The organism is Saccharopolyspora antimicrobica, assembly GCF_003635025.1.
In the GTDB taxonomy this organism is placed as follows: Bacteria; Actinomycetota; Actinomycetes; order Mycobacteriales; family Pseudonocardiaceae; genus Saccharopolyspora; species Saccharopolyspora antimicrobica.
In genome coordinates this window covers 7,214,601-7,232,941 of sequence record NZ_RBXX01000002.1, presented here as the reverse complement: position 1 = coordinate 7,232,941, position 18,341 = coordinate 7,214,601, and the positions used below count along the sequence as shown (strand labels likewise).

At 71.0% G+C, this 18,341-nt stretch carries 21 protein-coding genes; 8 read left to right on the top strand and 13 right to left on the bottom strand.

Annotation, left to right across the window (positions count from 1 at the left end; all coding sequences use genetic code 11):
• Position 1: 1 nt before the first annotated feature.
• A complete protein-coding gene (locus tag ATL45_RS34265) occupies positions 2–1,339 on the bottom strand; it encodes a PepSY-associated TM helix domain-containing protein (RefSeq protein ID WP_093146871.1) in 1,338 nt (445 codons plus the stop codon).
• A 193-nt stretch (positions 1,340–1,532) separates the two neighbouring features.
• Between ATL45_RS34265 and ATL45_RS34260 the strand changes: the two genes are divergently transcribed.
• The 3 genes from ATL45_RS34260 (at position 1,533) to ATL45_RS39415 (ending at position 3,940) form a co-directional block, all read left to right on the top strand.
• Positions 1,533–2,081: a sigma-70 family RNA polymerase sigma factor gene (locus ATL45_RS34260; protein ID WP_093147688.1), complete on the top strand. Its 549-nt coding sequence runs from the start codon at positions 1,533–1,535 to the stop codon at positions 2,079–2,081.
• Positions 2,082–2,115: 34 nt separating this feature from the next.
• Positions 2,116–2,829, top strand: coding sequence for a zf-HC2 domain-containing protein (locus tag ATL45_RS34255; protein ID WP_093146870.1), 714 nt, complete (start codon positions 2,116–2,118; stop codon positions 2,827–2,829).
• 160 nt (positions 2,830–2,989) lie between these two features.
• Complete coding sequence (locus ATL45_RS39415) at positions 2,990–3,940, top strand: DivIVA domain-containing protein (protein ID WP_093146869.1); 951 nt, start codon at positions 2,990–2,992, stop codon at positions 3,938–3,940.
• Here ATL45_RS39415 and ATL45_RS34245 read toward each other — a convergent pair.
• A complete protein-coding gene (locus ATL45_RS34245; protein WP_093146868.1) occupies positions 3,937–4,536 on the bottom strand; it encodes a TetR/AcrR family transcriptional regulator in 600 nt (199 codons plus the stop codon). The genes ATL45_RS39415 and ATL45_RS34245 overlap by 4 nt on opposite strands.
• Before the next feature lie 93 nt (positions 4,537–4,629).
• On the opposite strand from ATL45_RS34245, the gene ATL45_RS34240 reads away from it, so the two are divergent.
• Both ATL45_RS34240 and mca read left to right on the top strand, forming a co-directional pair.
• A complete protein-coding gene (locus ATL45_RS34240; protein WP_093146867.1) occupies positions 4,630–6,027 on the top strand; it encodes a DHA2 family efflux MFS transporter permease subunit in 1,398 nt (465 codons plus the stop codon).
• Positions 6,024–6,884, top strand: a complete 861-nt coding sequence (gene mca, locus ATL45_RS34235; RefSeq protein WP_093146866.1) for a mycothiol conjugate amidase Mca — start codon at positions 6,024–6,026, stop codon at positions 6,882–6,884. The genes ATL45_RS34240 and mca overlap by 4 nt, the downstream gene beginning before the upstream one ends.
• A gap of 29 nt (positions 6,885–6,913) precedes the next feature.
• On the opposite strand, the gene ATL45_RS34230 is transcribed toward mca, so the two are convergent.
• From ATL45_RS34230 to ATL45_RS34210, 5 genes are all read right to left on the bottom strand, one after another.
• Positions 6,914–7,768 carry a GNAT family N-acetyltransferase gene (locus ATL45_RS34230; RefSeq protein ID WP_093146865.1) on the bottom strand — a complete coding sequence of 285 codons (855 nt, stop codon included), beginning with the start codon at positions 7,766–7,768 and terminating at the stop codon, positions 6,914–6,916.
• Positions 7,765–8,481, bottom strand: coding sequence for a TetR/AcrR family transcriptional regulator (locus ATL45_RS34225; protein WP_093147686.1), 717 nt, complete (start codon positions 8,479–8,481; stop codon positions 7,765–7,767). The genes ATL45_RS34230 and ATL45_RS34225 overlap by 4 nt, the downstream gene beginning before the upstream one ends.
• A gap of 79 nt (positions 8,482–8,560) precedes the next feature.
• Positions 8,561–9,493 carry a GNAT family N-acetyltransferase gene (locus ATL45_RS34220; protein WP_211841364.1) on the bottom strand — a complete coding sequence of 311 codons (933 nt, stop codon included), beginning with the start codon at positions 9,491–9,493 and terminating at the stop codon, positions 8,561–8,563.
• 187 nt (positions 9,494–9,680) lie between these two features.
• Positions 9,681–10,502, bottom strand: coding sequence for a bifunctional allantoicase/(S)-ureidoglycine aminohydrolase (locus ATL45_RS34215; protein ID WP_093146864.1), 822 nt, complete (start codon positions 10,500–10,502; stop codon positions 9,681–9,683).
• Positions 10,503–10,671: 169 nt separating this feature from the next.
• Positions 10,672–11,091 (bottom strand): winged helix-turn-helix transcriptional regulator, encoded by a 420-nt coding sequence (locus ATL45_RS34210; RefSeq protein WP_246025713.1) that lies wholly within the window; start codon positions 11,089–11,091, stop codon positions 10,672–10,674.
• A gap of 212 nt (positions 11,092–11,303) precedes the next feature.
• On the opposite strand from ATL45_RS34210, the gene ATL45_RS34205 reads away from it, so the two are divergent.
• Complete coding sequence (locus tag ATL45_RS34205) at positions 11,304–11,708, top strand: Rossmann-fold NAD(P)-binding domain-containing protein (RefSeq protein WP_093146863.1); 405 nt, start codon at positions 11,304–11,306, stop codon at positions 11,706–11,708.
• A 359-nt stretch (positions 11,709–12,067) separates the two neighbouring features.
• On the opposite strand, the gene ATL45_RS34195 is transcribed toward ATL45_RS34205, so the two are convergent.
• The 6 genes from ATL45_RS34195 to ATL45_RS34170 all read right to left on the bottom strand — a co-directional run bounded on the left by ATL45_RS34195 (position 12,068) and on the right by ATL45_RS34170 (position 16,719).
• Positions 12,068–12,475 carry an Hsp20/alpha crystallin family protein gene (locus ATL45_RS34195; RefSeq protein ID WP_246025712.1) on the bottom strand — a complete coding sequence of 136 codons (408 nt, stop codon included), beginning with the start codon at positions 12,473–12,475 and terminating at the stop codon, positions 12,068–12,070.
• 75 nt (positions 12,476–12,550) lie between these two features.
• Positions 12,551–13,444, bottom strand: coding sequence for an MIP/aquaporin family protein (locus tag ATL45_RS34190; RefSeq protein WP_093146861.1), 894 nt, complete (start codon positions 13,442–13,444; stop codon positions 12,551–12,553).
• Positions 13,445–13,709: 265 nt separating this feature from the next.
• A complete protein-coding gene (locus ATL45_RS34185; protein ID WP_170210423.1) occupies positions 13,710–14,396 on the bottom strand; it encodes a phosphatase PAP2 family protein in 687 nt (228 codons plus the stop codon).
• Between the two features lie 135 nt (positions 14,397–14,531).
• Complete coding sequence (locus ATL45_RS34180; RefSeq protein ID WP_093146859.1) at positions 14,532–15,071, bottom strand: hypothetical protein; 540 nt, start codon at positions 15,069–15,071, stop codon at positions 14,532–14,534.
• Positions 15,072–15,136: 65 nt separating this feature from the next.
• Positions 15,137–16,042 (bottom strand): bile acid:sodium symporter, encoded by a 906-nt coding sequence (locus ATL45_RS34175; protein ID WP_093147678.1) that lies wholly within the window; start codon positions 16,040–16,042, stop codon positions 15,137–15,139.
• A 131-nt stretch (positions 16,043–16,173) separates the two neighbouring features.
• Positions 16,174–16,719 carry a type 1 glutamine amidotransferase domain-containing protein gene (locus ATL45_RS34170; protein WP_093146858.1) on the bottom strand — a complete coding sequence of 182 codons (546 nt, stop codon included), beginning with the start codon at positions 16,717–16,719 and terminating at the stop codon, positions 16,174–16,176.
• A 142-nt stretch (positions 16,720–16,861) separates the two neighbouring features.
• Here ATL45_RS34170 and ATL45_RS34165 point away from each other — a divergent pair, with 142 nt between their 5' ends.
• Both ATL45_RS34165 and ATL45_RS34160 read left to right on the top strand, forming a co-directional pair.
• Positions 16,862–17,440, top strand: coding sequence for a TetR/AcrR family transcriptional regulator (locus ATL45_RS34165; RefSeq protein ID WP_093146857.1), 579 nt, complete (start codon positions 16,862–16,864; stop codon positions 17,438–17,440).
• Between the two features lie 105 nt (positions 17,441–17,545).
• Positions 17,546–18,307 (top strand): SDR family NAD(P)-dependent oxidoreductase, encoded by a 762-nt coding sequence (locus tag ATL45_RS34160; RefSeq protein ID WP_093146856.1) that lies wholly within the window; start codon positions 17,546–17,548, stop codon positions 18,305–18,307.
• Positions 18,308–18,341 lie beyond the last annotated feature (34 nt).

The window sequence follows — 18,341 nt, the reverse complement described above, 5'->3', positions numbered from 1 at the left end:
GTCAGACTCCCTTCTCGCGGCGCGCGCCGAGCACGGCGTCGACGGCCAGGAACAGCAGCAGCGAAGCACCGAGCAGCGGCATCGCGTACCCGATGAACGCGGCGGCGAGGATGATCGGCGCCAGCACCCGGCCGGGCACCCGGCGCCACGCACCGCGCTCCGGTGGCGCGCCGAAACCGCGGGTCGGCCTGCGCAGCCACCACATCCGGTAGGCCCAGAACACCGTGGCGGCCAGCCCGATCGCCAGCGCGGCGAGCACGAGCTGGTTGGGCAGGCCGAACAACAGCCCCATGTGCGCGTCGACGCCCCACCGGGCCAGCTTGGCGATCAGCGAGAAGTCGGCGAAGCGCAGCTCCTCCACGACGTTGCCGCCCGCCGGGTCGACGGCCACCGCGTCCAGCTGCGTCGGCCAGTGGCGCTCGGTCTGCTCGACCTTGTACGCGCCGTCGCCGGGCGCGGTGATCTCCACCGACCCGGTGATGCCGTGCGCGATCGCGGCGGCGTGCACCTGGTCGAAGCCGACGTCGCCCGCGGGCGGCCGCGGCAGTTCGGTGGACACCGCCGGGGTTTCCCACGACAGCGCGGACCGCATCGCCGTGACGTTCTCACCCGCGAACAGCGACCAGGTCAGGCCGGTCGCGGACAGGAAGAACATGCCCGCGCACGCCCACAGGCCGAACGAGCCGTGCCAGGACAGGACCCGCCGCCGCCCCTTGCCGCGGAACTGCGGCGCGACCATCGACCGGGCGCTGCTGCGCTTGCGGCGCACCCACATCAGCAGTCCGCCGAGGGCCACCACCCACAGCCAGCTGGCGGCCAGTTCGCTGTAGACCCGGCCGGCCTCGCCGAGGTGCAGGTTGCGGTGCAGCTGGGCGAGCCAGGTGCGCACCGGCAGCGACTGGCTGCTGCCGTAGGTCTCCAGCACGCCGCGGACCTCGGCGGTGTGCGGGTCGACGAACACCGTGCGGTAGTAGCTGCCCTCGACGTCCGGGTCGTCGAAGATCACCCTGGTGGTGTCGGTGGGCGTCGGCGCCGGGCGAACGGCGGTCAGCTCCGCACCGGGCAGCGCCTCGCGGGCGACCTCGATCTGGGTCGCCAGCGACTGCGTGACCGGACTCGGCGGCACGCGCAGCTCGTGGTCGTAGATCGCCCGCTCCAGCTGCGGGGTGAAGATGTATAGCAGGCCGGTGAGCGCGGTCACGACCAGGAACGGCCCGATGAAGATCCCGGCGTAGAAGTGCAGGCGCCGCACCAGTGGTCGCAGCGCGGGCCACCACGGCTCCTCGGACCGCTGCGGTGGCGCCGCCGGTTCCCGGGCGGTGGACTCCTCGACTGACATGCTGCTCCTCGCTGATCGGGTCATCGCAGTACCAGTCGTGCGGGAGAGCCCCTCGGTTCCCGGCCATTCGGCGCAACATCGGCGCATCTCGCGCACCGGGAATTCCGGGATTTCAACGGATTTGCGCGGCGCTCGAGAACGCCCGGCGCGCAAGCGTTCTCGCCGTCGCGCTCCGGCGGTAGCCTGCGTGATCATGAACCACTCCGCGGTCGATGACACCCGGCTGACCGACCTCGCGCTCGCAGCGGGGCGCGGCGACCGGGCGGCGCTGGAGGCGTTCGTCCGCGCCACGCAACGCGACGTGTGGCGCTTCCTGGCGCACCTGTCCGGTGCCCGCGGCGCCGACGACCTCGCGCAGGAGACCTACCTCCGGGCGCTGCGCAGCCTGCCCCGCTTCGAGGGGCGCTCCTCGGCGCGGACCTGGCTGCTGTCGATCGCCCGGCGGGTGGCCGCCGACCAGGTGCGCTACGAGCGCGCGCGGCCGGTGTCCCCGGTCGACGCGGCAGCGGTGGAGCGCCCGCAGCCGGGCGGGTTCGAGGAGGTCGTGGAGCTCAACGTGATGCTCGACGGCCTGGACCCGGAACGGCGCGAGGCGCTGCTGCTCACCCAGGTGCTGGGCCTGTCCTACCAGGAGACCGCCGAGGTGTGCGGCTGCCCGATCGGTACCGTGCGTTCCAGGGTCGCGCGAGCGCGGGAGGACCTGCTGGGCGATCGCCGACGCCGGTCAGCGGAAATCGGGTGAGACCGGGAACTACGGGAACGCGGGCGACGACTGGATGGACGTGGACTGTTCGCACATTCGCGAGGGGATATCGGCACGGGTCGACGGCGAGGAACCGCCGCTCCCGGCGGAGCGGCTCGATGAGCACCTGGCTCGCTGCGCGGACTGCCGGGAGTGGCAGCGCGGTGTCCTCGACCTGACCCGGCGGTTGCGCGTCCGCCCGGCCGAACCGGTGCCCGACCTCGTCGCCGAGGTGCTCGCGGCGCGGCCGGCCCGGCGGCGCTGGCCGGGGCTGCTGCTCGGTGCCGTCGCGGCGTGCCAGCTCTTGCTCGGGCTGGTGCAGGTGACCGGGCTGGTCGAGCTCGGTCACGGCGGCCACGCCGGTTCGATGAGCGCGCACCTGTTCAACGAGAGCACGGCGTGGAACCTGGCACTGGGCGTCGGCCTGCTGCTCAGCGCGCTGCGGCCCCGAACGGCGGCCGGCCTGCTGCCGGTTCTTTCCGCGTTCCTGGTGGTGCTGGCCGGGTTCAGCGTCGTGGACCTGCTCAACGACGCGGTCCCGGCGACGCGGCTGCTCTCGCACGGGTTCCTCGTCGCAGGCCTGGTGCTGCTGATGGTGGTGCGCCGGGAACACCGCGACGCCCCGAAGCCGGACGCGGCCGCGCCACCCGAGCACCGGGTGAGCGCCGGTCGCGCGGCCGAGCCGCCGGAGGAGGACGGCGGGACCGAGCGCCAGCACCTCCGCCCGGTCAGCCATCACGCCGCGTGACGCTGGGCCGTTCGGCGCAACGGCTTTGCTGCCGACGGGCTGAGGCCTTGATCTCGCGGTCCGGTTTGGGCAAGCTGTGCGGCGCAGAACGGGCGAGTCGGGGCCCGGCGTGGTGGCCGGGTAAGCGTCCGGTGGACGAAGCTCGCCTGGAGGCACGCCGATGCTCACCCCCGACGACGTGCGCAACGTTGTCTTCGCCAGGGCCTGGCGCCGCGAACGCGGTTACGACGAATCCGAGGTCGACGCGTTCCTGAACCGCGTCGTGGCGACTTTGTCGGGCAAGCGGTTGCTGACCGCGCGCGATGTGCTGACCGTCGAGTTCAGCCCGCGCAAGCGCGGTGCGCGCGCCTACAAGAAGACGCAGGTCGACGCCTTCCTGGACCAGATCGCGCTCACCCTGATGAAGCGCGAGGTCCGCGCGTCCCGGACGGCCGGCGCGCAGGAGCGGCGCGCCGAGCCGGAGCCCAGGATCGTGCGGCGGGTGGAGAAGTCGGCGGAACCGGTGCAGGCAAAGCCGGTCGAGCCGGAATCTGTCGATCTGGTGCCGCGCGGCGGTTTCGACCAGGCCGGGCCGCAGCAGCCCGCGCTGGACAAGGCGGAGGTGGACGCCTTCGTGGACCGCGTCGCGGCGACGCTGCGCGGGGCTGACACCCTGACCGCGCAGGACCTGCTGACCGCCCGGTTCAACCCGCCGAAGCCGGGCCACCCCGGCTACCAGGAGGCGAGCGTGGTGGCGTTCCTGGTGATGGCGTCGACCAGCATCAAGCACCTGGCGCCGCGCGAACGCGCCATCCCGGCGCAGCGCATGCCGATCGCCAAGGCCTTCGGCCGGATGCGCGGCGGTCCCAAGCTGACCGCGGAAGCGGTCGGCAGCGTGGTGTTCAGCGAAGCGCCTGCGGGGGAGCACGGCTACGCCGTGTCCGAGGTGGACGACCTGCTCGACCGAGTGGTGGCGGCGCTGCGCGGAGCTGCGGCGCTCTCCGCCGCCGAGGTGCGCGACGCGGAGTTCACCGCGGTGGAAGCGGGTGGCTACGACCCCGAGGAAGTCGACTCGCTGCTCGACCTGGTCGCCGAGCACCTCGACACCGCGCCCGCGCCGAACCGCGCCTAGTCCGCGCCGGGGAGCCGCTGCAACGCGTCGAACGCCTGCACCGCGAGGGGTTCGAGCGCAGCGGCGATCTCGTCGGCGTCCTGCCCGGCGAGCGTGCGCCGCTGGACTTCGCGGAACAGCGCCCGGTGCACCGCGATGGCGTGCGCGGCGGTGAGAGCAGCGGTGAACTCGTCGGTTTCGCGCGCCAGCACGGCAGCAAGCGCGGCTTCCCGCTCCTCGTGGATCTCCCGCAACCGGGCCAGCAACGTCGGGCTTTCGGTGATCAGGCGGGCGAAAGACGGGCTGGAGAACCCGAGCATCGCATCGCGCCGGGCCAGGTCCTCGAAGTAGGCGCGCCGCAGCGCCGCAAGCGGTGATTCGCCGGGGGTGCGCCCGGCGACGACCTCGCCGAGACGGGCGATGAACTCCTCGTGTATGTCGAGGACCAGGTCCTCCTTGCGCGGGAAGTGGTTGGTGACGGTCATCTTCGCCACCCCGGCCGCGGCTGCCACCTGCGCGATCGTCACCTCGTCGAAGCCGCGCTCGGTGAACAGCCGGGTGGCGATGTCGGAGATCTCCTGTCGCGTCTGCCGCTTTCGCCGGTCCCGCAGTCCCATGGCGCCGAGCTTAGACCAGACCCAGAAATTAGGCTTGACCTAATTATTAGGTCCGACCTAAGTTGTGTCCGGTCGAACTTCGAGGAGGTGACCATGACGGCTCCAACCGCCGCTCGACCTGACGAGCGGACGGACGCCGAGTTGTGGCGCACGGCGGGCATCCTGCTCTGCGCAGCGGTTCTGGCGGGACTGGACGCGACGATCGTCAACGTCGGCATCGACGCGGTCGCGCGGGATCTGGGTGCGCCGCTGAGCACCGTGCAATGGGTGATGACCGGTTACCTGCTCGCGGTGTCGGTGGTGATGCCGATCTCGGGCTGGGCGTCGGAGCGCTTCGGCGCCAAGCGGATGTGGCTGTTTGCGGTGGCGTTGTTCATCGGCGGCTCGGCTCTGTGCGGGCTGGCGTGGTCGGCCCCGGCGCTGATCGCCTTCCGCGTGGTGCAGGGCATCGGCGGCGGCATGATGCAGCCGATCGGCCAGGCGATGGTGGCCCAGGCCGCCGGTCCCGCCCGGATGGGGCGGATCATGGCGGTGACCTCGGTTCCGGTGATGTTCGCGCCGGTGCTCGGGCCGGTGCTCGGCGGGCTGATCGTGCAGGGCCTGGACTGGCGGTGGATGTTCCTGGTCAACCTGCCGATCGGCGCGGCCGTGCTGGCCGTCGCGGCGCGATCGCTGCCGTCGACCGGTGCGCGGATGCCGCAGAACCGGCTGGACCTGCGCGGTCTGCTGCTGATCTCGCCCGGACTGGCCGCCGTGGTCTACGGGTTCACAGCGGTGGGGGAGGCAGGCGGTTTCGCCGCGCCAGGTGCACTCCTGCCGCTGCTGCTCGGCTCGGCGCTGCTGATCGCCTACGCGGTCCACGCCTTGCGCGGCCGCGGCACACCACTGATCGACCTGCGGTTCTTCGCGCGACGAGGATTCGCCGCGGCCACCGGCAATTCGTTCCTGCTCGGTGCCTCGCTGTACAGCTCGATGCTGCTGATCCCGCTGTACTACCAGCAAGTCCAGCAGGTCAGCGCACTGGAGGCCGGACTGCTGCTGGCGCCGCAGGCGCTGGGCACCGCGCTCACCACGTACCTGGCCGGGAGGCTGGCCGACCGGTTCGGCCCGCGCCCGCTGCTGCTCACCGGCATCGCCGCGTCCCTGCTGGGAACGCTGGCGTTCACCCAGCTCGCCGCGCAGCCCCCAGACTGGCTGCTGACCGCATCCCTGGTGCTGCGCGGCATCGGGATGGGTTTGACGATGGCGCCCGGCATGGCCGCGGTCTACCGCAGCGTGGCCCGGCACGAAGCGCCGCGAGCGGCGAGCGCGCTGAACGTGCTCAACCGGGTCGGCGGCTCGCTCGGCACGGCCGTGCTCGTAGTCGTTGTGCAGAACGGCGATCCGGGACCAGCGGCGTTCGGTGACGCCTTCTGGTGGGCGTTCGGCCTCACCGCGCTGAGCCTCGTCCCCGCTTTCCTGTTCCCGCCCCGAGAAGGAGGATCGGCATGACCCCGCGCCTCATGAGCGTGCACGCCCACCCCGATGACGAGTCCAGCAAGGGCGCGGCGACGCTGGCGCACTACGCGGCCGGAGGAGCGGAAGTCCTCGTCGTCACCTGCACCGGCGGCGAACGCGGTGACGTGCTCAACCCGGCGCTGGACCGGCCCGAGATCCGGGCGGACATCGCCGCCGTCCGCAGGCGGGAAATGGCGGCAGCGGCCGAAATCCTCGGCGTGCGGCAGCAGTTCCTCGGGTTCACCGACTCCGGGCTGCCCGCCGCGGGAGAGCCGTTGCCTGCGGGCTGCTTCGCGCTGGAGCGCACCGAGGTGGCGGCAGCGGCCCTGGTGGCGCTCATCCGCGAGTTCCGGCCGCACGTGATCATCACCTACGACGAGTCCGGCGGTTACCCGCACCCGGACCACATCAAGACCCACGAGGTGACCGTCGAGGCCTTCGACGCGGCAGGCGATCCGCACCGCTACCCGGAAGCCGGGACGGCGTGGCGCCCGCTGAAGCTCTACTACCAGGCCGCGCTGTCCCGGAAGTGGTTCCGGGCACTGCACGAGGCGATGCTGCACCGGGGCGTGCCCTCGCTCATCGGCCCGGTGCTCGACGACTGGCCCGACGACGCACCCGAACTGGAGGTCACCACCCGGGTGCACTGCCAGGAGCACTTCGCGACCAGGGACCGGGCCGCCCTCGCCCACGCCACCCAGATGGGGCCGGACAGCCCGTTCTTCGCCCATCCCAGGGAAATCGAGCGCGAGGTCTGGCCCACCGAGGACTACCACCTGGCCCGGTCGGCGGTGCCCACCAGCATTCCCGAGCACGACCTGTTCGCCGGGATCAGCTCCAGGTCATGGTGATCTCGCCGACCGAAGCGATCTGGTCGTTGTTAGTCGCGCGCTCGTGAGCTCCGGGCTGAGCGGCTGCTGCGCAGCCCCAAGGTGCGGCGTGCCTGACGCAGGACTTCGTCGATCATGACCCGGATCGGGTGGAACGCCACGACGAGCACGATCGCGTCGCGCGGCCCGAGGAGCGTGGCGAACCACTCGTCGACGTCCGCGCGATCGGATGTGGGGCGCTGCGTCCACAGGCCGGCTTCGGTGTCGTCGTAGGCATCGGTGATGACCGAGGTGCGGGGGTTCAGTCGATCGGCTTGACCGAGGTCGGCGGCGGCATCCGCCGCGATGCGCCGGATGTGCTCCGGAATCGGGATGCCCGGGGCGGGCCACGTGGTATCGGTCCTTCCCGTGGCTGCCGACCACGCGCCGTACACGAGGGGATTGCCCGTGCGCATCACCGCGTACAGGCTGCGCGGCGCGGCTCTGACGATCGCCGCGCGCAGCAAGGCGCGCCAGATCGTGCTGGAAATACCGGTTCCCTGGTGCTCCGGGTGCACCCCGGCGGAATTGGCGTAGAAGCACCTGCGCCCGCCGAAACTGCGGTCGTTGCTGGCTACCCACGCCACCGGGAGGCCGGTGGAGTCGAGGACGACGACGAGGCCGGACAACTCGTCGAGGTTGCCGTCGGACAGCCAGTCCTCCCAGTACTGCTCGGTCGTGGCCGTGAACGCCTGCACGGCCACGGCCGGGAAGGTGCGGCGCAGGTACTGCCGAGCCGGCCCGGAAAGCCGGGTCCTCACGTCGGTCCACAACAACCCGGTGAGCTCGGGGCCGACGGAGATCTTCTTCGCTCCGGCGAGCAGCTCGGGCGGGCAGTGCCGAGGAGTCGGGTCAGTGGTGCTCATCCCTGTCCTTCAGGTCGGCTCGTCGGCGCGTCTTCCGCGGAGAGCGGTGGTCCGTCGGCCTGCCCGCGTCTGGGCGGCTCGCGGTCGAGGATCGCCCGCACGGCCGCTTCGAGGCGCCCGCGCACGTCCGCGGTGATCTGGACCGTGCCGTCCGCGGTGATCTGGCTGAGAGCTCGGCGCAGCAGTGCGGTCGGCAGATCCACCACGCACGTCGTGATCACTTCGACGCTCGGGCCGTCCCTGCGCCCCCACAACGCAGACGCCAAGCGGCACAGCACCTCCGACACCAGCCTCCGGTCCAAGCCGAGCAGCGCGTCGGCGAGTTCCTCGGGAAGGTCGGGTCCGAGCAGCTGTTCTCGGCGCACCGTCATCAGCATCCGAGCGGCCGTCGGCCGCCGCTCCGCGAACCTCGCCGGTGCGTCGGCGGCGGCGACCACTGCGTTCACCGCTGCCCCGACGCCCGGTGCAGGTGCGGCGCCCAGCGCCTCATCGATGAGTTCCGCCTGCAGGTTCAAGAACTCATCGGCGGCCCGCAGCCACATCCGCCCGCGCAACGCGGGCAACGAGCCGAAAGCGTGGTATATTGCGCCGTTGGGCACGCCGCTCTCCGCCGAGAGGCGGCGCACGGTGAGTCGTTCCGGCCCGACTTCCACGACGAGCCGCTCGGCGACGTCCAGCACCCGGTCAAGGTCGTGCACGCGCGGTCGGGGCATGAGCGCAACGTAGTGGAGCACGTGCTCCACCACAAGGATCGGGCGGTAGACGCCGATCACACCGCCTGAATCGCCGGGATCAGCTCCAGGTCATGGTGATCTCGCGCTGGAAGTCGACGAACCCGGCGCGTTCGAAGGCCTTCGCCATCGGGACGTTGCCGAGGTCGGTGGCCGCCCGGATGCGCGGGACGTCCTGCTCGGCGAGCACGCGGATGCCCTCCGCGAGGACGTCGTCGATGTAGCCGTTGCCGCGGTGTGCGGGCAGGACCGCGAGGTAGGCGATCGTGGCGTTGTAGCCGTTGTGGGCCGGGATGACGAATCCCACCGGTTCACCGCCCGGCAGCGTCGCGATCCGCCACCACTCCCGCGGGCTGCTGAAGCGGGCGAACTCGCTCTCGTACTGCTCGACGGCCACCTCGCGGGCGGACCTCCGGGTCAGGTCGTCGCGGGAGTGCGCGTCCAGCGTCCCGTCCAGGACCGCGGTCATCAGCTCCAGGAGCTCCTCGGTGTCGCCGACCGGCCGGAACCGGAGCCGCCCGCTGGGCTCGGGAACCGCGGCCCCGGGCTGCCACACCAGGCGCAACCGCTCCACGAAGAGCTCGGCGCCGAGCTCTTCCAGCACCGCCATGCGGTCGTCGACCACCTGCTTGCTCGCCGGGTCCTCGCGCCAGTCCGGCGGGACGAAGCGGCTGTACAGCGGCGGCAGCGAACCGGCGGGCACGACGGCTGCCATCGCGGTGCGCAGCAGCTGGACGCCGGTGTCAACGCAGCCGGCTCCGACGTCGACCACGTCCAGGATCCGCGGCGCCTCGTCGCCCGGCCGGTTCCACCAGGCCACCCGGGCCAGCAGCTCATCGCCGCGCAGCGCGACCCACATCCGGCCCGGCTGCCGGCGACCGGTGGCGAGGTCGTCGGCCAGCTCGTCGTCGAGGACGTAGGGCAGCCCGCAGAACAGGTCGAGCTCGCCGGGACCGGTGATGGGCCGCATGGTCACGTCGGGAATCGCGGTCAATGCACTCTCCGTGAAAGGGCGCCGTGCGCCCCGGGAGGAAGCAAGCGCGATGATCGTGAAGAGCATAGCCGCCGGTTTTCGCCCCGTCCGCCGGTTTCCGGAGCGTGCTCCGATACTGGCGCACTACCCGGCGGGTCTGCCGTGGCTGACCCCGGCCCGGCGGGTGCGCCGGGCCGGAGTCGGCGGATCAGGTCAGCTTGATCTGGCGGTTGACGTCCTTGTACAGCAGGTAGCGGAACTTGCCGGGGCCACCGGCGTAGCAGGCCTGCGGGCAGAAGGCGCGCAGCCACATGAAGTCACCGGCCTCGACCTCGACCCAGTCGTCGTTGAGCCGGTAGACGGCCTTGCCCTCCAGGACGTAGAGGCCGTGCTCCATCACGTGCGTCTCGGCGAACGGGATCGCCGCGCCCGGCTCGAACGTCACGATGTTGACGTGCATGTCGTGCGAGAGGTCGTTCGGGTCGACGAACCGCGTGGTCGCCCAGGCGCCGTCGGTGTCGGGCATCGGCGTCGGCTCGATGTCCTGCTCCTGCACCGCGAACGCCTTCGGCGCCGGGATGCCCTCGACGGCCTCGTAGGCCTTGCGCACCCACTGGAAGGTCGCCACCGCGTCGGAGGAGTTGGCCACCGACCAGCTCGCGCCCGCGGGCAGGTAGGCGTAACCGCCCGGGGTGAGCTCGTGCTTCTCGCCCTCGATGGTCACGTCGAGGTTGCCGGTGAGCAGGAACAGCACCGACTCCACGCCGCTCTCCGGCTCCGGCTTCGTGCTGCCGCCGCCCGGCCCGACCTCGACGATGTACTGCGCGAAGGTCGTGGCGAACCCGGCGATGGGCCGGGCGAGGATCCACGAGCGGGTGTTGTCCCACCCCGGCAGGTTGCTGGTGACGATGTCGCGGAGGACACCGCGCGGGATGACGGTGTAGGCCTCCTTCACGACGGCGCGGTCGGTCAGCAGCGTCATCTGCGACGGCAGGCCACCCTCGGGGGCGTAGTACGACGGCTCGCTCAAGTTGCAACTCCTGTCCTGATCGACGTTCGAACGCTGCCGCGCAGTGCGTGCCGGAGCGCCGGCCCGGAGCGTCCGAGACGTCCACAGCGTAAGGCCCGAAGCCCGGAAAGGACACCCTCAACACGTCACAATCGCAAGCCCGTGACCCGCAACTAATCGGTTTGGCTGATCACCCCCTCCCGCCCTCGTGGCGGTCCCTGGCGACGTCGATCTCGAGAGCGTGCTGGTCAGCCCAGTCGGCCACTGCGGAAAGCGGCACCAGCAGCCCGCGCCCGAGCGCGGACAGCGAGTACTCCACGCCCGGCGGCACGGTGGGGCGCACCGTCCGCACCACGAGCCCATCGCGCTCCAACGACCTCAGGGTGAGCGTGAGCATCCGCTGGCTGATGCCCTCCACGGACCGCAGCAGCTCGTTGAACCGGTAGTCGCGCCTGCCCAGCAGCATCAGCAGGATCACGCTCCACCGGTCGCCGATCCGCCGCAGCACCGAGGTGGCCGGGCAGCTCCGGTGGTCGGCCAGCGCCACCGGCAGCGGGATGTCCGCGCTGACGAGGCTGGGCGCGATGGGCCGCCGGGTGCGGCAGCACACCAACGCGATCGACGCCGCGGTCCGCGCCGGTGCCGGGCACGTGCTCTACACGTCCCTGACCAGGGCCGGCGAACCGGGAAACCCGCTTGCCCTGGTCCCGGAACACCGCGAGACGGAGCACGTGCTCACCGCCGCCGAGGTGCCCTTCACCGTGCTGCGCAACAACATCTACCCGGACATGCTGCACATGCTCGCCCCCCCTCCGCGAAGCGGTGGAGACAGGAGCGCTGCCCGGCCCGGTCGGTGCACGCGCCACCTACGTGACCAGGTCCGACTGCGCCGCGGTTGCGGCGGCGATCCTCGCCGAAGGCGGCCACGAGGGCCAGTTCCTGGAGATCACCGGCCCAGAAGCGGTGGACGTGGACGGAATCGCGCGAGCCCTCACCGAAGCCACCGGCCGACCGGTCCGCTTCGAACCGCAGACAGCATCCGAAGCGGCGGCCGCCTTCGAAGCCCGGGGAGTGCAGCGGGAGATGGCCGAGGCAGCAGCGCAGTTCTGGCGCTGCGCGGCAGAAGGCTGGCTGGACACCACCACTCACGCGGTGCGGCGAATCGCAGGCCGCCCACCGACAACCCTCGCGGAGTTCTTCGAAACCCAGCGAAACGCCCTGCTCTAGGCGGTCGTGAGTGCGTAACAGCGCTCGAACACTGTTACGCACTCACGACCCCGAGCACTCAGGCAGCGGGTGCGGAAGATCGGGGTAACTCGAACTCCCCGTCACGAACCCCGGCGACGAACGACTCCCACTCGCCAGGCGTGAACGACAACGTGGGAGAGCCCCCGGACTGGACGTCGGCGCCAACCATCCGCGCCAGTGCAGTGGGAACCGCGCCGGTGCCAGGATCGTTGGAATTGGGGACCTGCACCGAATCAACGGCGAAGCGGACCTCGACGCATGCCTGCGACGGGTTGCTGTAGCGGCCACCGTCCGGAGCCCGCGTGATCTCGGGCGACCTCGCGGGCTCCGGGTGGTGGTCACTTGCCCTTACGGGCCACCGGGATCTCCTTGCTGATCTGGGTTTCCCGGCGGGGCATGCGGATGGTGAGGATGCCCGCTTCGTACTCGGCCTTGATCTCGTCGGTGTTGCAGCTCATCGGGAGCAGCATCGTGCGGCTGTAGTTGCCGTAGTAGAACTCGCTGTGCCGGTCGGCGCGCTCCTCGTGCCTGCGCTCGGCGTTGATCTTCAGCTGGTTGCCCTCGACGTTGATGTGGATGTCCTCGTCGGGGTTCATCCCGGGCAGTTCGCAGCGGATCACGAACTCGTCGCCCTCGGTGAACGTCTCCGCGCGCATCGCGTGGTGCTCGGCGAAGGGCCATTCGCCCTCGAACATCCGGAAGATGTCTGCCAACCCCATGCCCGACCTGGGCTGCAAGCTGGTCATGGTGTCCTCCTCGGCGAAGTGACTTCGACGCACTCGCGCGGGTACCCCGGCGCGCCCGCGGCAAACCGGTGCCGATCACTCAGCGGGCGGGCGGTCGGTCGTGCGGCCCGGTTCCGGGGCGGTCCGGGCCGCGACCACGTGGCCGATGAACAGGTCGTAGACCACCGCGCCGATCACCCCGCCGACCAGCGGGCCGACGATGGGGATCCAGAAGTACCAGCTGAACCACTGGTAGCTGCCGGGCAGTGCGATGTCGCCCCAGCCGCTGAGGTAGGTCCACAGCCGGGGACCGAAGTCGCGGGCCGGGTTGATCGCGTAGCCGGCGTTGGGCCCGAAGGTCAGGCCGATGACGGTGACCACCATGCCGATCAGGAACGGGCCCAGGTTGGCCGCCGGTGCGGTGTTGCGCGCGTCGATGAGCGCGAAGATGAGCAGCACCAGCACCGCGGTGCCCACGACCTGGTCGAGCAGCGGGCCCCACCACGATCCGCCGAAGTACTCGGCGGGGAACGTGGCGAAGATCGCGAAGGTGTCCAGCGACTGGTCCCTGGGCAGCCCGGCCTCGGCGTTGAACGCGTTGATCGCCCAGCTGTAGGTGGCGAACACCAGGGCCGCCGCGAGGAACGCGCCGATCACCTGCGCGACGACGTAGGGCACGACCTTCCGCCACGGGAAGGCCCGCCGCACCGCGAAGGCCAGCGTCACCGCCGGGTTGATGTGCGCGCCGCTCACCCCGCCCGCGACGTAGACGCCGAACACCACCGCGAAGCCCCAGCCGAAGGCGACGATCAGCCAGTTGGCGGCGCCGAACGCGTCGGTCTGGCGTCCGGAACCGGGCAGCCCGGCCACCGCGACCGCCACCGAGGCGCAGCCCAGCAGGATCAGCACGAAGGTGCCCAGGAACTCGGCGAGCATCTCGCCGCCGAGTCCTTCTCGATAGCCGTGACGGCTTTTGGTCTGCTCAGCCATCGTCGCTCCAGGAAACGAGTAGGTCTACGCCCGCCGAGCACCACCGAACCGAAAGTCCCACCGCTCCACGGAGTGTAGGTCCGGCCGAAACCGATCGCAGGACGCGCGGCGCGGCAGGAGCGCGACCGGTGCCTAGCGCGAGATCGTCATCGTTGCGCTCCCGCCGGTCAGGACCCGTGCGCGTTTCGGGGCGCTATGGCACCCCAAAGCACTCACGGAAGAAGGGCGGGCCGGAGGTCCGGCCCGCCCTTCTCGCACGGCGCTTTCAGATGCGCGGGAGCTGCACCGTCGGCTGCTCGTCGATGTCGTGTGGCCGGTGCGAGGGCAGCTTGAGGACCAGCTGGGTCGCCGTCTGCGAGAGCAGGCGCACCAGCAATGCCGTCATGACCACGCCGAAGAGGAAGCCGACCAGCACGTCGTGCGGGTAGTGGACTCCGAGGAAGACCCGGGAGAACGCCGTGGCCGCACCGAGGATCAGCGCCGTGACGCCGAGCTTCCGCCACGCGGCGAACACGCCGAACGCGGTCGCCCCGGCGATCACCGAGTGGTTGCTGGGGAAGGACCAGTCACCCAGCGGCGGGCACTCGGCGATGGTCGTCACCCGCATCGCCCGGCAGGGCCGGTCCTGCTCGATGAGTAACTTGATCAGTTCGCTCAACGAGTAGGCGACCCCCACGCCCAGCACGCTCAGCAGCGCGATCGCCAGCGATCGCGCGGGCATCCGCCGTGCCCGCCAGCAGGCGAGCAGCAAGAAGCCGAAGAGCAGCACCAGTGCTGCCTCGGTGAAGAAAGCGGCGAATGACTGCACCCATCCCGGAGTGCTGCTCGCGAAGTCCACGACGTCGCGGTAGAGCTCCGCGCTGAAGTCGGGTACGCCTCCGGCATCCGGAGTGCCTGCTTCCGCCGCTGTCCGCCCGGCCTGCACCATTGCTGCCGATCGGTGTTCGAACACGTGTTGACCTGCCATCCGTTTCGACTCGAAACCCTCGTGGAGGGACGATGACGACACCAGGGCGGCGGTGGCGGGGGCACTGCGGTGCACCTTCCGCGGAGGTTCCTGAAACAGGTCGAATCCGCCGGGGTCGTCTCAGCCAGGATAGCCAGGCGGCAGCGGAGTCGATCTTCGAGCGCGGTCGACGCCGCCCGCGACGAACTCCGACACGGCGTGAACCGCGTGCTGCCGCAGCAACATCACCGCTACCGGGTCCTTGGAAGTCTCGGTCACGCGCACCCCGTCGGCGAGCCGTTCCACCTGCAGCAGCACCTGCCGGTGGTGCGCGAAGACGGCGGCGAACAGCGGATCCTCCTGCCGGATCGGCGCACCGCGCCACAGGCGGGACTGCATCTGCTCCGCGTGCACGCGGATCTGCTCTGCGAGGTCGGGTGCCGCGCTCGTGGTGGTCGCGCGGATCCCGGTCGAGAAGTGCTCGACCTCGCGCCGGATCTCCCGGTGGCGGACCAGCAGTTCCCCGATGACCAGCGCGTCGCGCCGCAGGCCGGGATCGGCCGCGTCGTCGGGCGTGAGCATCCAGTCGGGCAGCGGTGGTGGCGGCTCGCACGCGGTGAGCAGCGGGAGCGCGGCGGCGATGGCGAGGAACTCCCGGCGCGAACAGGTGCGGTGCGACATGGGCGGCCTTGTCGGTTCGGACGTGCTGCCACCAGGATGCGTCCGCTGCGGGCCGCGCGCAGCGGTCAGCGTGCGGGCAGCAGACGCGGAACCGCTCGCACGTAGATCACCATGCCGATCACCTCGACCAGCGTCTGGGTGACCACGACGACGGCGGCGACGGCCAGGTGATCCGGCAGGGCCAGCGCCAGCGGCAGCACGACCAGCGAATTCCGCGTCGCCCCGGTGAACACGACCGCGCGGCCGTCCGAAGTGTCCAGTCGCAGCAGCCGGGCCACCGCCATCCCGGCGAAGGGCATCACCACCAGGAACGCGACGTAGTGCGGCACGACCCGCAGCACGTCCCCGAACCGGCCGTCGAGCGCCGGTACCTGCGAGGCGACCACGGTCATCAGCGTCAACGCCATCAGCGGCACCATCGCCGCGCCCGCGATGCTTGCGACCTTCTGCCCGGCCGGGCGCCGCGCCGCCCACGCCTGCGTGGCCCAGGCCAGTGCGAGCGGGATGACGATCAGCACCAGGAACGCTTCGAGGAACGGCCCGACCGCCACCACGTCCACCAGTCCCGGCCCCAGGAACACCAGCAGGAACACCGGCAGCAGGAGCATCTGGGCGATCAGCAGCAGGGGAGTGGCGGCCAGCAGCCGCTGACCGCTGCCACCGGCCAGCCCGGAGAAGACGATCACGTAGTCCACGCACGGGGTGAGCAGCACCAGCAGCACGCCCAGCTGCACGGCCCGGTCACCGGGCAGGAAGGCGAACAGCGCCGCGACGACCAAGGGCACCACGACGAAGTTCACCACCAGCACCGCGGTGAGGAATCGCCCGGCGCGCAGCGATCGCACCAGATCCGCCGCCGGGACCTGCAGGAAAGTCACGTACAGCAGGGCACCGAGGACGGGGTTGATCACCGGTTCGAGCCCGCTGCCCGCACCGGGTGCCGCCCAGCCGAGCAGGCCGCCGAGCACCATCGCGGCGAGGTAGATCACGACCTGGTGCCGCTCCAGCGCGGCTACCACGCCTCGTTCCCCGGACACGCGCTCTCCTCCCGACCCGGCTGCGGACCGCCCGATTCTGACCGGTGCCGGGAACGCGAACGGGATCAGGTGTGCGCGATCGACTCCACCAGCTTCGCGTTGAACGCGGGCAGGTCCCCCGGTTGCCTGCTGGTCACCAGGTTCCGGTCGACGACCACCTCCTCGTCGAGCACGTCGCCGCCCGCGTTGCGGATGTCCGTGCGGATGCTGGTGAACGAGGTCAGCCGGCGGCCGCGCACCACGTCGGCCTCCACCAGCGTCCACGGGCCGTGGCAGATCGCGCCGACCGGTTTGCCCGAGTCGACGAAGTCCCGCACGAACGCCACCGCCTCCGCATCGCGGCGCAGCTGGTCCGGGTTGATCGTGCCGCCCGGCAGCACCAGCGCGTCGTAGTCGTCGACGGTGGTGCCCGCGACCTTGCGGTCGACGGTGAACCGGTCGCCCTTCTCGATGTCGTGGTTCATGGCCTGGATCTCGCCGTCGTGCGTGGAGAGCAGTTCCACGCGCGCTCCGGCGTCTTCCAGCGCGGCGCGCGGCTGCTCCAGCTCGGCCTGTTCGACCCCGTCGGCGGCGAGGATGGCCACTCGGCGCCCGTTGAGCTCTCCGGTCATCGTCGATCACTCCTTCCGCTGCCGGCACCGGTCGTCGGCCGGTGCGTTCCCGGGCCCCAGCGTCCCCTTCCCGTTCGGCGGTGCAAGTCGGCGGCCCGGCGGATATTTGATCGGCCGGTCTGGAAAGCGGTACGGTCCGGGGATGGCCAGGACCAAGGAGTTCGATCCGGAGGTGGCGCTGCAGCGCGCTCTGGAGCTGTTCTGGGAACGCGGCTACGAGGCCACCTCGACCGCGGAGCTGGTGGCGCACCTGGGTGTCGCGCGGGCCAGCATCTACGCCACCTTCGGCGACAAGCGCCGGCTCTACCTCAAGGCGCTGGAGCGCTACCTGCGGATCACCGACGAATCCGTCGTCGAAGTGCTCTCCGCGGGGACTGCGCTGGCCGGTGTGCACCGGCTCATCGACCGGTACGCGGAGAAGGCCGCCGCGGACGCCGAGCGGGTCGGCTGCATGGTCGTGAACGCGGCGGTGGAGTCGTCGTCCCGGGACGCGGAGGTGCACCGGCTGGTGGAGTCGAGCTGGTCGTTCCTGGAGGCGTCGCTGACCTCGGCGCTGGCGCGCGCTCGCGCCGAAGGTGATCTCCCGGCGGACCGGGAGCCCCGCGCTCTCGCCCGGATGCTGCTGGTGTTCTTCCAGGGCATCCAGGTGATGGGGCGGGCGCCCGCGGACGCCGACCGCATCCGCGACGCCGCGGCGCAGATGCGCGTCCTGCTGGGCTGAAGGTCGTTTATTGACTGATCGATCTCGAATGGATTAACGTCTTGCCCTGACATGGGGCGAGTTCGCCTCGATATGAGATCGATCGGTCTAGATTCAGGAGTTGTGATGGTCGCCCGGTTCGACGGCAAGATCGTGTTGGTCACCGGAGGAGCGGGCGGCATCGCTCGCGTCACCGCCGCGGCGTTCGCCCGGGAAGGGGCGCTGGTGGTGGTCAGCGGGCGCAACGCCGACGCGCTGACCGAGGTGGTGCGGGAGATCACCGACGCCGGTGGCCGGGCCGACCACGTGGTGGCCGACGTGTCCGATCCGGAGTCGGCGGCGCGGATGGTCGCCACGGTGGTCGAGCGCCACGGTGGCCTGCACGTGGCGTGCAACGCCGCCGGGATCCTCGGTGAGGCAGCCCCGTTGGCCGACGTGGCGGTCGAAACCTGGTCGCAGGTGCTGGCGGTGAACCTGACCGGGGTGTTCCTGTCGATGAAGCACGAGATCGCGCACATGCGCGAGCACGGCGGCGGTGCCGTGGTCAACATCGGCTCCAACATCGGAACGCAGCAGCGGCTGCCGGGGGTCGGCGCGTACGCGGCGAGCAAGGCCGGGGTCAGCGTGTTGAGCCGCGCTGCGGCGCGCGAGCACATCGCCGACGGGGTGCGCATCAACGTCGTCAGCCCAGGGGGCACCGACACCTCGATGTCCTACCTCCCGGGGGAGGACCGCGCGGCGCGCGATGCGCGGTTCGCGGCGTCGGTGCCGTCCGGCCGCGTCAGCACGCCGGCCGAGGTCGCCGCCGCCGTGCTGTGGCTGGCGTCCGACGACTCGGCCCACGTCATCGGGCACGAGCTGGTGATCGACGGCGGGGCCACCGCCTGAGAACTCGCAGCGGTCGCCCCACCGCGGGGCGACC

Coding starts and splice junctions, on each gene's coding strand:
- ATL45_RS34195 (WP_246025712.1), bottom strand. CDS start 12,475: ATGACCAGCTTGCAGCCCAGGTCGGGCATGGGGTTGGCAGACATCTTC.
- ATL45_RS34180 (WP_093146859.1), bottom strand. CDS start 15,071: ATGTCGCACCGCACCTGTTCGCGCCGGGAGTTCCTCGCCATCGCCGCC.
- ATL45_RS34260 (WP_093147688.1), top strand. CDS start 1,533: ATGAACCACTCCGCGGTCGATGACACCCGGCTGACCGACCTCGCGCTC.
- mca (WP_093146866.1), top strand. CDS start 6,024: ATGACCCCGCGCCTCATGAGCGTGCACGCCCACCCCGATGACGAGTCC.
- ATL45_RS34265 (WP_093146871.1), bottom strand. CDS start 1,339: ATGTCAGTCGAGGAGTCCACCGCCCGGGAACCGGCGGCGCCACCGCAG.
- ATL45_RS34245 (WP_093146868.1), bottom strand. CDS start 4,536: ATGGGACTGCGGGACCGGCGAAAGCGGCAGACGCGACAGGAGATCTCC.
- ATL45_RS34225 (WP_093147686.1), bottom strand. CDS start 8,481: ATGCCCCGACCGCGCGTGCACGACCTTGACCGGGTGCTGGACGTCGCC.
- ATL45_RS34255 (WP_093146870.1), top strand. CDS start 2,116: ATGGACGTGGACTGTTCGCACATTCGCGAGGGGATATCGGCACGGGTC.
- ATL45_RS34160 (WP_093146856.1), top strand. CDS start 17,546: ATGGTCGCCCGGTTCGACGGCAAGATCGTGTTGGTCACCGGAGGAGCG.
- ATL45_RS34175 (WP_093147678.1), bottom strand. CDS start 16,042: ATGGTGCTCGGCGGCCTGCTCGGCTGGGCGGCACCCGGTGCGGGCAGC.
- ATL45_RS39415 (WP_093146869.1), top strand. CDS start 2,990: ATGCTCACCCCCGACGACGTGCGCAACGTTGTCTTCGCCAGGGCCTGG.
- ATL45_RS34170 (WP_093146858.1), bottom strand. CDS start 16,719: ATGACCGGAGAGCTCAACGGGCGCCGAGTGGCCATCCTCGCCGCCGAC.
- ATL45_RS34240 (WP_093146867.1), top strand. CDS start 4,630: ATGACGGCTCCAACCGCCGCTCGACCTGACGAGCGGACGGACGCCGAG.
- ATL45_RS34230 (WP_093146865.1), bottom strand. CDS start 7,768: ATGAGCACCACTGACCCGACTCCTCGGCACTGCCCGCCCGAGCTGCTC.
- ATL45_RS34190 (WP_093146861.1), bottom strand. CDS start 13,444: ATGGCTGAGCAGACCAAAAGCCGTCACGGCTATCGAGAAGGACTCGGC.
- ATL45_RS34165 (WP_093146857.1), top strand. CDS start 16,862: ATGGCCAGGACCAAGGAGTTCGATCCGGAGGTGGCGCTGCAGCGCGCT.